This is a genomic window from Bacillus sp. B25(2016b) (assembly GCF_001679765.1).
GTDB classification, from domain to species: Bacteria; Bacillota; Bacilli; order Bacillales; family Bacillaceae_G; genus Bacillus_A; species Bacillus_A thuringiensis_K.
This window is the reverse complement of sequence record NZ_CP016285.1, coordinates 2,264,568-2,279,527: the sequence shown is the minus strand read 5'-3', so window position 1 is coordinate 2,279,527 and position 14,960 is coordinate 2,264,568. Positions and strand designations below refer to the sequence as shown.

The following is a 14,960-nucleotide window of genomic DNA, read 5'->3' as shown; positions in this document are numbered from 1 at the left end:
AAATTTTCCATTATCCTCTTAAAAATTAATACTCTTGATATATTCATTATTGCCTACACTTTATTTGCAGTTATTGGGCTGCCCTTTTCATTCATAGCGTTGCATCTTTTGCACTCTCTACTTTTCGGTTAATGAAAGGGATGTTTCTTTTATCCCTTCAAATTCATTTAATAGGTACTTAGCTATCTTTTCAACTGCGGGGAAGTCTACTATTTCCTCATGTGATCCAGGGACTGAATACCTATTTACTCTACCTTTTAATAAAGGTCCCCAATCTGTAAACAACTCTTTTCCTTCCTCAGCACTAAAGTAGAGAACTTCTCCAGAGTATGGTATTAAATCATGCTCTGCCATTAAGTTCAGGCATTTCCTATGAGCATTGATAACTTGCTTCAAATTCATAAGATCTGCATCAGGAGGGAGTACTCCCTCCATAATTAGTCGCTCTACAAGCATATCTTGTTCATGGAAGAGGCCTTCCCCCTGCTCAGTAAAATCTCTAGGAATGAGATGCTCATATATATATGAGAGCATATCCTCCGTTGTTTTATAGTCCTGCTCTGAAGGTACTTTAGTATCCATTAGTATCAACAACTCAACTTCCTCACCTTGATTCTTTAGCACAGTTGCGATTTCATAAGCAATTGCACCGCCTAAAGACCATCCTCCAAGACGATATGGGCCTTCTGGCTGAACACGTTTGATTTCTTCAATGTAAAGTTGAATTAGTTCCGGCAAGGTCAATTCATCAATTTCTCCCTTTTCTATAAGAGGATTCTGTAAACCATAAAATGAACAATGGTTCTTAAGTAATCTTGCTAGTTGAATGTAACAGAATACATTCCCCATAAACGGATGAACACAGAAGAAAGGTCTTTTTTCTGATTCTTGTAGTGGAACTAGCCCTGCTACTGATTTCGTCATATCATGCTTATCACGAATAAGGCATGCGATTCCTTCCAATGTTGGATTCTTAATCAATGTAGACACCTTAATCTCTTTTCCAAACTTCTCCTTAATTTTTGAAATCAATTTAATTACAAGGAGAGAATGTCCCCCTCTATTAAAGAAATCATCATTTACATAGACATCTTCTATCTGTAACACATCCTGCCAGATTTTAATCAACTGATATTCAATTTCATCCCTTGGAATGATTGGTGTAGACAAATTATTTTCTCTTTGAATTGTTAAACTGTTCAATGCCTTTCGATCAACTTTTCCATTCGGTGTAAGAGGAATCTCGTCTACCTTTATAAAGTGTGCGGGAACCATATAATTTGGTACTTGTGTCTTGAGATACTCACGCCACTCATGCATACTACCATCTCCAACTACATAAGCAACCAATCTCTGCTCTCCTAATTTATCCTCTGTCACCAAAACTACTGCTTCTTTTACCAATGGATGCCTCTCTATACTCGCTTCAATCTCTTCAAGTTCAATACGAAAGCCCCTAATTTTCACTTGATTATCAATTCTTCTCAAGTAATCTAAATTACCATCAGGTAAATAACGAACCAAATCTCCCGTACGATATAAACGCTCTTCTTCATTAAATGGATGACAGATGAATCGCTCTGCTGTTAATTCTGGACGATTCAAGTATCCTCGCGCTATACCTGCACCACCAATATATAGCTCACCTGTTACACCAACTGGAACAGGTAACAAATTTTTATCCAATACATAAGTTTGAACGTTCGGCAACGGACGTCCAATTGTTACTCTCTTACTATCTTTTTTGATATGATAGCATGTTGCATCAACCGTACATTCTGTAGGACCGTATACGTTATAAAAATCAATTTTTTCGGTCTCTACTAGCTGTTCCCATAATGACGGCATGATTGCTTCACCACCGACTAATATCTTACTTGGTACATGAACATCAGCACTTATTTCTAGCAATCCTCCATCTATTAGTAATTGAAGTAATGAAGGTGTCATATCAAACATTTCCAATTTATTCTCCCTAATATAGGACACAAATTGTTCTGGATTAGTGCGAACTTCACTTGGAATAATATATAAACTTGAACCATAAAGCAGCATTTGTAATTGCTGAATAGATACATCAAAGGCAATTGACGCATTCAAACCGACGCGCATATTACTAGGTATCTCATGTGAGAAAACTTCTTTTTGTAAACCATAGGATAGGTTTATTACAGAATGGTGCTGTACTAAAGCCCCCTTTGGATTCCCTGTCGAACCAGAAGTATAGATAACATACGCTAAGTTTTCCCCTGTTACCTCACATATTGGTGAAAGTTTGCTTTCTTGAGAAAGCATTGCTTGGTCCCTATCTAGGCAAACTGTCTTAATGTCTTTAGGTATCCATCCTAGTAATACCTCATTTGTAACTAACACTCTAATTCCCGTGTCTTCTAAAATATATTGTAGGCGGCTTTCCGGATTCGATGGATCTAATGGAACATAGGCTGCTCCGGCCTTCCAAATTCCCATTAGACCAACAACCATCTCAACTGAACGCTCAAAGCAAAGGCCAACTAATGACTCTGTCCCAATTCCACATTTCTGTAAATGATGGGCTAATTGATTAGCTCTTTCATTCAGCTCCCGATATGTTAGTTGCTGTTTTTCATCTACCACTGCCAACGCGTCAGGCGTACGATTTACTTGCTCTTCGAATAGTTGATGGATTGCATTCTCACGTGGATAGGATATAGTATTATTATTCCATTCTTCCAATAGCTTTCTTTGTTCAGCTTCCGTAATATATACTAGCTCCGATAGATTTTGATCAATGTTTTTGAGCATTTGCATTAACACTTGGTGTAAATGACCCAGCATTCGTTCAATGGTTACTCTATTAAACTTACTACGGTCATACATTAACTTTAACGATAACTGGATTCCTGGAACTACAGCTAACCCTAATGGGTAGTGGGTTTGTTCTACCCCTTCCAATTCACCAATTTCCAGATTTTCTGAAGACTCCTCTTTCACTGGATAATTTTCAAACACATATAAACTATTGAACAGCGGTATTCCTCTAGGAACTTCACTCCACCCCTGAATCTCTGTCAAAGAAGCATACTCATATTGTCTTCTTTCTATCTCTTCCTCTTGTATCTTCTGCAACCAATCTATTAATTTTATATCATCCACCAATTGAATTCGCGTCGGTGACGTTGTAATGAAAGGACCTACGATGTTTTCAACATCAATAATCTCCGTAGAACGCCCTGAGCTTGTTACACCAAAAACAATGTCATTTTCTCCACTATATCGGCTCATGAGATATGCCCATGCACCTTGAATTACTGTACTCAAAGTAAGTTTATTGCGTTTCGCCCATCCTTGTAACGCTTGAGTCTGCTCTTCTGATAAATACGTAACCTTCTCTGTGTAACCTTTTTCTTCCTCTTTATTTTCTAAGCCCAGCAAAGTTGGCGCAGTAAAACCTTTTAGCTTCTCTCTCCAGAATTGTTCCGCCTGCTCCTTATCTTGCTCTCTTAACCATTGGATATATTTCTTATATGGTGAGGACTTAGGTAACTTCACAGCTTCTCCATTCATTCTCTTCTGATAGACTGTAAGTAATTCATTAAATACTAATGGTAAACTCCATCCATCCAGTAAAATATGGTGATGGGTCCAAACAATCCGATATTCTTCCTCACCTTCTTGAATGACTGTTACCCGCATCAATGGTGCTTCATCAAATTGGAAGGCTTGTTTTCGATCTAATGCCAAAAAGACTTTTCTTTTTTCCTCTATCTCTTCACTTGTCATTGTACGCCAGTCTTCTTTGTTCACTTTAAATGGGATATTTTCATACACCACTTGTACAGGTTCTTCAATTTCGTCCCATACAAATGCTGTACGAAAAATTTCATGCCGCTGAATTACAGATTTCCACGCCTGCTCAAATGTAGGAATATTCATTTTTCCTCGAATCATAAAACTCAATTGCACTATATACGGTGCAACATGTTCATCCCCTTGGTCATGCAATGTGTGGAAAATCATACCTTCTTGCAAAGGTGATAGTGGATATAAATCAGTAATCTGATTGTTCTTTCCGCGATGCATTTTGTTTAGTACATTTGTCAAACCTTCTTGGCTAAGATTAGCCATTGCAAAATCCGAAATGGTCAGTGCAGATTCTCTGTCTGAAAATTGAATCAATGTACTCAGTTGATATAGCATATTCTGTGCAATACTTTGAATCGTTGATTTGGCAAATTGTCCAACATTGTATACCCAAGTGAACTGAAGTTTTCCATCCGTTACAACCCCAATTACATCAATTACATGCGATCGCTTGGAACCGGCTGCATGATCTAAACGCTTAAATTCGTTCTCCGGAATAAACATTGCATCGCTAGAAAACATTTGGTCAAATTGTCCAAGATAGTTAAAACTAATAGACGGTGTATATTGGGAGCTTAATTGCTCACACATTGTTGCGTTCATGTAACGCAACACCCCATAATCAACACCCTTATTAGGAATTTTGCGAACTTGTTCTTTAACTGCTTTTAATGCTTCAATTGGCGTATTAGCACTAGTAATATTTAAATGAACTGGGTAAATACTTGTAAACCATCCCACAGTTCTCGATAAATCAACATCTTCAATAATCTCTTCTCGACCATGTCCCTCTAAATCTACGCTCAATATCGGCTGCCCCGTACATGCTGCCGTAGCTTGTACTAATGCTGCTAATAATACTTCATTGATTTGGACACGGTGAGTGCTTAAAGTCTCTTGCAATAACATACGGGTCTCATTCTCATTTAACACCACAGTAATTTCCTCAGTTACTGCGCTTACTGGATTACTTATAGTACCATCTACCGGCAATTTAACTACGTCTTGTTCAGCCTGCTCCTCCCAGTAATGTAGCACTTCTTTTGATAGTCCAGTTTCAGCGTAATGATGTAATTTCTCCGACCATTCTTTAAAAGATGTACTCTTCATAGGTAATTGAATTTTCTGCCCTTGGACTACTTGCGTATATGCTGTTTGCAAATCTTCCAATAAAATTCGCCAAGAAACACCATCCACGGCTAAATGATGAATTGTCCAAAATAATCGGCCAGCGTGCTCACCTTCATCAAAATACACCATTCTCATTAGCGGACCATCATGTAAATTCAAACTTTCTTGTGCAACATTAATCTCTTTTTGAATAACCTGATGCCAATCAGCTTCCGGCACTTCGTCTAATGAAATGACAGTAAGCATCAATTGTTCTTCTATTCCTTCATTCCACTGTTTCCAAACCCCATTAGGCAAACGTTCATATCTTAAACGCAGAGCATCATGATGAAGTAGAAGGTTACCTGCCGCCTTTTCCAGTGATCCTATGTCCAATTTCTCTTTCGTTCTAAAGAACATGGATTGATTCCAATGATGTGGGTTAGGATGATTTTGTGCAAAAAACCTTTGCTGAATAGGTGTAAGTATCGTCTCTCCAGTTATAATTCCCTGTTCAGCTTGTACACCTTGTTCTTCTTTGACTACTTGCGCCAACTCAGCAATCGTTTGGTGTTCAAATATTTGTTTTGGTGTCAATTGTAAACCAACTTGCTTCGCGCGCGAGACAATCTGAATGCTAAGAATTGAATCTCCACCAATTTCAAAGAAGTTATCATTCATACCAATACGTTTTGAACCTAGCACACGTTCCCAAATGATAGAAAGCCTATGTTCACGTTCATTTCTTGGGGCCACGTATCCTTCTTTTGTTCCTTGATAATCTGGTATAGGTAACGATTTCCGATCAACCTTTCCATTTATGGTTAGCGGTAATTCTTTCATTTCGACAAAGTAGGAAGGTATCATATGGATTGGCAGTTTTGTTTTAAGATACTCTCGCCATTCTTCTAAACTGCCTTCGCCCACTACATAAGCTACCAGCCTCTTATCTCCCGACTGATTTTCCCTAACCATTACAACTGCCTCTTTTACTAAGTAATGCTCCTGTAAGGTCGACTCAATCTCTCCAAGTTCAATTCGAAATCCTCTAATCTTCACTTGATTATCTATTCTTCCTAAGTAGGCTATATTACCATCAGGAAGATATCTCACAAGATCACCTGTTCTATATAACCTCTCGCCTTCTTTGAATGGATGAGAAATAAATCGTTCGGATGTTAACTCTGGACGATTCAAGTACCCCCTTGCTAGACCTGCTCCTCCGATATAAAGTTCCCCCATCACACCAACTGGAACTGGCAACCTATTTCTATCTAATACATAAGTTTGGATGTTAGGCAATGGACGCCCAATTGTTACTCTCTTACTATCTTTTTTAATATGATAGCATGTTGCATCAACCGTACATTCTGTAGGACCATATACATTATAAAACTCCATTTTATCAGTCTCTACTAGCTGTTCCCATAATGACGGCATAATTGCTTCGCCGCCAACCAATACCTTACTTGGAACATGAACGCCATCGTACGTTTCTAACAATCCGGCATCTATAAGTAATTGAAGCATTGAAGGCGTTATATCAAAGATTGCTAACTTGTTCTCCCTAATATAAGCTACAAACTGTTCCGGATCACTTCGTACTTCATTCGGAATAATATACAAACTTGAACCATAAAGCAGCATTTGTAATTGCTGAATAGATGCATCAAAGGCAATTGACGCATTTAAACCGACATGCATGTTAGATGGTATCTCATGTTCGAAAACCTCTTTTTGTAAACCATGCGACAAGTTTAGTACAGAATGATGCTGTATCAAGACACCCTTTGGATTCCCCGTCGATCCCGAAGTATAGATAACATACGCTAGGTTTTCTCCTGTTACTTCACATTTTGGTGAAAGAATGCTTTCTTTTGAAATCATTGCCTGATCCCTATCTAGACAAACTGCCTTGACTTCTTTGGGTATCCAGCCTTCCAATGACTCATTCGTAACTAATACTTGAATTTCAGTGTCCTCCAAAATATATCGTAGGCGACTTTCTGGATATGATGGGTCCAATGGAACATATGCTGCTCCAGCCTTCCAGATCCCCATAATACTAACAATCATCTCAACTGAACGCTCAAAGCAAATTCCAACTAATGATTCAGTCCCAATCCCACATTGCTGAAGATAGTGGGCCAATTGATTAGCTTTTTCATTCAGCTCTCGATATGTTAACTGCTGTTTTTCATCTACCACTGCTACCGCATCAGGTGTACGATTTACTTGCTCTTCAAACAGCTGATGAATCGTACTTTCCTGTGGATATGCTACATTATTATTATTCCACTCCTCCAACTGTTTTTGCTGTAATCCTGATAATATAGGCAACTTAGCTAATGATTTATCAGGATTCTCCACGATTACATTCAACCAGTTCCCAAAATGTTCAGCCATGGATTCAATAGTTAAGCTGTCAAATAAATCAGTTCTATAAACAAAAGTAAGTAATAAACCCTCTTCCACTTCTGCAGCAGTTAAACTTAAATCAAACTTAGTGATCGGAGCATTACTTTCCATTACTTCTATATTTCTTCCATGTAATTCTGGTAGCTTCTGTCCCGTATTTTGCAAAGTAAACATGGTTTGAAAAATCGGGGAATGGCTTGTATTTCGTTCAGGTTGGATAACCTCTACAATTTTCTCAAACGGAACATCTTGATACTCATACGCCTTCAATGCTTTTATCCGCACTTGAGACAACAACTCTTGAAATGCCGGTGCATTACTTAAATCAGCTCGATAAACCAAAGTGTTGACAAAGAAACCAATCAGCCCCTCAATTTCTCGATAATTTCGATTTGCAATTGGGCTACCAACAATAATATCCGTTTGTCCCGTATAACGAGCAAGGAAACTTTGATACGATGCCAATAAGGTCATGAAAAGTGTGGCCCCTTCTTGACGACTTAGTTCGTTTAATTTATCCAGTAATGAGCGTGACAACAAAACATTATGAGTTAATCCATGATGGGTTTGCACTGGCGGACGCGGACGATCCATTGGCAACATTAAGACTGGTAACTCACCAGATAATTCTTCCTTCCAATATGCAAGCTGTTGATATAGTACTTCATCTTTCAACCAGTCTCTTTGCCACTGAGCAAAATCGGCATATTGAACTTGTAGTGGTTCCAGCTCTGCTTGTTTTTCACCAATCGCATTCTCATAAAATGCCATCCATTCTTGAAGCAAGATTTCCATCGACCACCCATCCGAGATAATATGATGCATATTACACAGAAGAACCCATTCTTCTTCTGAAATTCTTATGAGTTTCCCACGGAATAATGGCCCTTGTTCTAAATCAAATGGAGATTCGACTTCAGTTTGAATCCATTGCTCCAACTTTCTTTCTCGCTCCTCTAATGAAAGCTTATTTAAGTCCATTTGCAGAAGCGGACGGAAAACGTACGTTTGAATCTGCTGCACAGGATGGCCATCCTCTTCATAAAATACAGTCCGCAAAGATTCATGACGCTCTATCAACTGATTCCATCCCAACTCCAATGCCTCAGGTAACCAATTCCCTGTAAGCCGGCATACCATCGGCATATTATAAAGTGCACTATTAGGTGCAAATTGTTCAATAAACCATAAGCGCTGTTGGGCATAAGACAGTGGAATATTTCCCCCTCGTTCCATCGGCATCAATGGTGGAATTTCTCGTTTTCCGCTCCCCTTACGTAACTGATCTATTCGTTTCGATAATGCCTCGACCGTTGAATATTCGAACAGTTCACGTACTGGCAATTTGATTTGAAAGACTTCCTGTAAGCGTGAGACCACTTGTGTAGCAAGTAGAGAGTGACCACCGAGCTCAAAGAAAGAATCCTGAACATCAATGTCTCTTATTCCTAGCACTTGACTCCACACTGAAGCAATAAGTTCTTCCAGCGGAGTTCTTGGGTATACAGTATTTTCAGCGGATTGTTCACTAAGTATAGGCAATGCCTTCAAATCAAGTTTTCCATTCGGTGTAAGTGGTAAAAATTCCATCTCAATAAAGTTTGTTGGAACCATGTAATTAGGTAAATGTGTTTGTAGATGTTCTCGCCATTCATGGACACTTCCTTCACCAACTACATAAGCTACTAATCTCTTATCACCTTGATTATCCTCTCGCACCAATACAACAGCTTCTTTCACAGAAGAATGCGCCTGCAAAACAGCTTCTATTTCTCCCAATTCAATCCGGAAACCACGAATTTTCACTTGGTCATCTATACGTCCATGGAACTGGAGATTACCATCAGAAAGATAACTTGCTTTGTCTCCTGTATAATAGAGACGTTCTCCTGACTTGAAAGGATGTGGAATAAATTTTTCCTTTGTAAGATCCGGACGATTAGCATATCCACGTGCAAGACTCTTCCCTCCGATATAGAGATCTCCAATTACACCAGTTGGTACTAGCTGAAGATGAGAATCTAACACATAAACTTCTGTATTCGCAATCGGTCGACCAATCGATGGCGTACCTGTTGTCACTCCTACAGGTACATAACAATCTGTGGTAACAACGGTATTCTCCGATGGACCATACTGATTAATTACCGCAAAAGGAATATCGTTAGATGGATACTGCGTTAATTGATCCCCACCAGTAATGATAAAACGAAGATCCGTTTTATCTGGCCAAGATAATTTCAAGAGTCTTTCCAGAATAGGCGTAGGTGCAAAGCTAGCTGTTATTCGTGAATCAATGAGCCAGTCCCTTAGTGCTTCTGGATTAATTCTCAGTTCCTCTGTTGACAAGTAGAGCGCTGCGCCAGCAGTTAGATACGGCCAAATCTCCTGGACAGCCGAATCAAAAGCAACCCCTGCAATCTGAGTCGCACGATCCTCTGCTGAAATATGATAAACTTCCTGATGCCAAGAAACCATATTCATTAATGAGCGATATTCAACCATTACACCCTTCGGTTTTCCTGTAGAACCAGAGGTATAAACAATATAGGCTAAGTTCTCTGGATTTATTTGACGTGTAGGTACGATTACGCTTTCCACCGTTAATTCTTCTAACCTCACCATTTCGACGTGTGCGAAATGTCCGTCTTGTCCTTCCGCCGTCACTACAAATTGAATTCCTGCATCTTCAATCATGTATTCTAACCTTGATTTTGGATACAACGGATCTAAAACGACATAAGCTCCACCAGCTTTTAAAATGCCTAGTAAACTTACCATCAGCTCAGCTGATCTCGGAAGATAAACCCCTACCACTGACTCTGGAGCTACTCCCTTTCGCTGTAAAACATTTGCCAACTGATTTGCTTGTGTATCCAATTCACCATAAGTCCACTGTTTTGTTTGATCAACTACCGCAATCGCATCAGGACGCCTTGCTACTTGCTCCTCAAATTTGTCGCAAATAAGACCCTGATGAGACATTTCCATTACAGTGTCATTCCATGTTTCTAATAACAAAGTACGCTCGGTTTCTGATAGCATGCTCAGGTCATGCAACGGATTTTGTGGGCGATGAGAAACTTCATGTAGCCATTTCTCAAAGTGTCCTGCCATCCGTTCAATAGTAGTAGCATTGAATAAATCCTTATTGTACTCAAAAGTAAAAAGTAATCCCTCTTCCGTCTCAACTGCCATTACACTTAAATCAAACTTTGCAATTGGACTATGGCTTTCTATCATTTCAATACTTCTACTAGATAACACCGGTAACTCTTGTTTCATATTTTGCAAGATGAACATAGTCTGGAAAATTGGCGAATGACTTGTACTTCGCTCCGGTTGCACAACTTCTACAATTTTTTCAAATGGAATATCTTGATATTCATACGCCTTCAATGCCTTTTGACGAACCTGATACAGTACATCTTGAAATGTCGGTCTACCACTCAAATTAGCTCGATAAACCAGCGTGTTAACGAAGAAACCAATTAGTCCTTCAATTTCTCTATAATTCCGATTCGCAATTGGGCTTCCGACCAGAATATCTTCTTGTCCCGTATAACGAGATAGAAAACTTTGATATGCAGCTAAAAGCGTCATGAAGAGTGTAGCCCCTTCTTTTCGACTAAGTTCATTCAATTTATCATGTAGCGTGCTTGGCAGAACCAGAGTGTATGTCGACCCGTGATGTGTTTGTATTGCGGGACGCGGGCGATCCACAGGAAGTTGGAGTACAGGAAGCTCCCCAGACAATTCTTCCCTCCAATATTGGAGTTGTTGATCAAGCACCTCCTCCTTTAGCCATCCCTTTTGCCACTGAGCAAAGTCGGCATATTGAACCGGTAATGGTTCAAGTTCCGCTACCTTTCCATCCGTTGCTTTCTCATAAAATGCCATCCATTCTTCAAGTAGGATTCCCATTGACCATCCATCTGAAATGATATGATGTAGAGTACAAAGGAGTATCCATTCTTCCTCTCCCACGTGCAAAATACTTGTCCTGATTAATGGACCCTCTGTTAAATCAAATGGTACTTCTGTTTCTTGTTGAATTAAACGTTTAACTTCTTCTTCTTGATCTTCAGAAGAAAGCATAGTTAAATCCGTTTTCGGAATTGATTGAAAAGCATACGGTTCAATTTGCTGTACGGGTTGACCATTCACCTCTTGAAAGACCGTCCGCAGTGATTCATGACGTTCTATTAGTTGATTCCATCCCGTTTCCAATGCTTCAAGTAGCCAATTCCCTGTAAGACGGCATACCATTGGCATATTGTAAAGGGCACTATTAGGTGTAAATTGATCAATAAACCATAAACGTTGTTGGGCATAAGATAGTGGAATAGCTTCTCCTCGTTTCATTGGTATTAGTGGCGGAATCTCTCGTTTTTTATCTCCTTTACGTAACTGTTCTAATCGCTTTGCCAGTGACTCCACCGTTGTATATTCAAATAGTTCACGTACTGGTAATTCGATTTGAAAAATTCTCTGTAAACGTGACACTACTTGAGTAGCTAGTAGTGAATGACCACCGATTTCAAAAAAGGAATCCTGAACACTAATATTTTTTATTCCTAACACTTGGCTCCAAACGGAAACGATGAGCTCCTCCACTGGTGTTCGTGATGAAGTAATATCTTCACTTATGAACTGTTCTTCTAATTCCAATAATGCTTTCCGATTCACTTTACCATTTGGAGTGAGTGGCATACCTTCAATTTGGAAAAAGTATGCCGGAACCATATAATGTGGTAATTGCTTCTTGAGATATTCACGCCATTCTCCAGCATCCCCTTCACCCACTACATAAGCTACTAACTGCTTATCTCCTGGTCGTTCTTCCTTCACCAACACGACTGCCTCTTTTACAGATGAGTGATCATGTAAAGCTGCTTCAATTTCTCCCAATTCAATTCGGAATCCTCTAATTTTAACTTGGTTATCTATTCTTCCAATATATTCTAAGTTACGATCATTCATATATCTCACCAAGTCACCCGTTCGATATAATCGTTCCCCGTCCTTAAAAGGATGCGGAATAAAACGTTCAGTAGTTAAATCCGGTCGATTGAAGTAGCCACGTGCCAATCCTACTCCTCCAAGGTAAAGTTCCCCTGCCACACCAATCGGGACTACTTGTTGATATTGATCTAACACATACAACTCTGTATTATCAATTGGACGACCAATCGGAATAATCATTGCTTCTTTTTCTAAATCACAATTGTAATAAGTCACATCCACAGTCGCTTCAGTAGGACCATACAAGTTAATTAACTTTGTTTGCTGAACATTGTAAAAGATCCCCTTAAACCGGCGAACATGCTCAGTGTTTAACGCTTCTCCACTAGTAAAAACTTGAATTAAAGACGATACATCCCTTTTCGAATTATATAGTTCTATATAATCTAAGAAAGTAGATAACATCGACGGAACAAAGTGTATGGTGGACACGCGATATCGTTCAATATACTCCTCAATCACCGCAGGATCTTTCTCTCCTCCTGGTGGAAGTAAACAAACACGTGCTCCTACAAATGACCACCAAAATAATTCCCATACAGAAACATCAAATGAAAACGGTGTCTTTTGTAGGATTGTATCCTCCTCGGACAATGGGTATTTTTTCTGCATCCACTGTAGGCGGTTGATAACGGAATGATGTTCAATCATTACCCCCTTTGGATTTCCCGTCGAACCCGAAGTGTATATAATATAGGCTAAGTTATTTGCTGTTACTCCACTTACCGGAGCTAAATTACTCTCTTTAGAAATCATCACTTGATCCCGGTCTAAACAAATTGCTTGAATATCTTTAGGTAACCAGTCCTGTAGTGCCTCTTTTGTTAACAGCACTTGAATTTGTGAATTCTCCAAAATATATCTCAGGCGGTTTTCAGGATAACTTGGGTCCAGTGGGACATAAGCCCCACCTGCCTTCAAAATCCCAAAGAGACCGATAATCATATCAGGAGAACGTTCAATACATATACCAACCAATGATTCAGGTCCGATACCTCGTTTTTGTAGAAAATGTGCCAATTGATTCGATTTTTCATTTAGTTCTTGATACGTTAGCTTTCCACCCTCATAAACTACCGCCACTGCGTCAGGTGTCCGTGCAACTTGCTGCTCAAATAGCTCATGAATCATACAATCATGACCATAAACTACGTCCGTATCATTCCATTCTTCTAGGAGTTGTTTTTGCTCAGTATCCGATAACATTGACAGCTTTGTATATGATTCATCTGGATGATACGTGATTTCATTTAGCCAGTTCTCAAAATGTCCTGCCATACGTGCAATGGTACTACTATCAAATAAATCCGTGTTGTATTCAAATGAGACGAATAGACCTTCTTCCACTTCATAGGCAGTTAAGCTCAAATCAAATTTAGCAATAGACATATTACTTTCTACCATTTCAATACTTCTATCAGGCAAATCTAGTCGTTCTTGTTTTATATTCTGTAGCGTAAACATGGTCTGAAATATAGGGGAATGACTCATGCTTCGTTCAGGTTGCACAGCTTCTACCACTTTTTCAAATGGTATATCTTGATATTCGTAAGCTTTTAACGCTTTTTTCTTTGTTTGGTTCAAAATCTCCTGAAAGGTAGGGGTGCCACTCAAATCTGATCGATAAACCAACGTATTAACAAAGAAACCAATTAATCCTTCTACTCCCTTATGGTTCCGATTTGCAATCGGGCTACCAACTAGAATATCTTTTTGTCCCGTATAACGAGCAAGAAAGCTCTGGTATGCGGCCATTAAAGTCATAAATAAAGTGGATCCTTCTTGTCGGCTTATATCCTTCAATTGACTGAGCAATTTATAAGGAAAAATCACGTGATGCGCAGCCCCAGAGTAAGTCTGCTTAACCGGTCGAGGTCGATCCACTGGCAGTTGTAAGATAGGAAGCTCACCAGACAATTCTTCCTGCCAATACGTAAGCTGACGATTTAGCACATCACCTTGCAACCACCCCTTTTGCCACTTCGCAAAGTCTGCATATTGAATAGATAATGAACTTAATTTAGCAGGATTTCCACCCGTTTCTTCTTCATAGAAAGCAAGGCATTCATTCATGAATATACCAATGGACCAAGCATCAGAAATAATATGATGCATCGTACACAGTAATAACCATTCATCCTTCTCTAATTGAACAAGCTGATTACGAATTAAAGGACCATTCATTAAATCAAATGGTTCTTGCGCTTCGCTCGCAATTAAACTATTTACCTCTTTTTCTTTTACTTCTAGAGGAAGTTGAGAGTAATCCCTTACAGGTAATGCTCTAGGAAGGAATTCGACAATTTGTTGCACAGGCTGTTCTCCTATTTCTTTAAAAACAGTTCGTAATGATTCATGACGTTCAATGAGTCGATTGAATCCCTTCTCTAATGCTTCAGGTATCCAATTTCCTTTTAGATGCCATACTGTTGGAATATTATATAAAGAACTGTTTGGGTTAAATCTGTCCATAAACCACAAACGTTGTTGTGCATAAGACAACGGGAGTGCTTCTTTATTCTCCTTTTTTTGCATTTGCTTCTGAAGCCATGCTCTCTTCTCAG

Annotated in this window: 1 protein-coding gene; it reads right to left on the bottom strand. The window is 39.2% G+C overall.

Features of this window, described 5'->3' with window-relative positions; genetic code table 11:
- Positions 1 to 117: 117 nt before the first annotated feature.
- Positions 118 to 14,931, bottom strand: a complete 14,814-nt coding sequence (locus BAQ53_RS11620) for a non-ribosomal peptide synthetase (protein ID WP_481747223.1) — start codon at positions 14,929 to 14,931, stop codon at positions 118 to 120.
- Between the last annotated feature and the right edge of the window lie 29 nt (positions 14,932 to 14,960).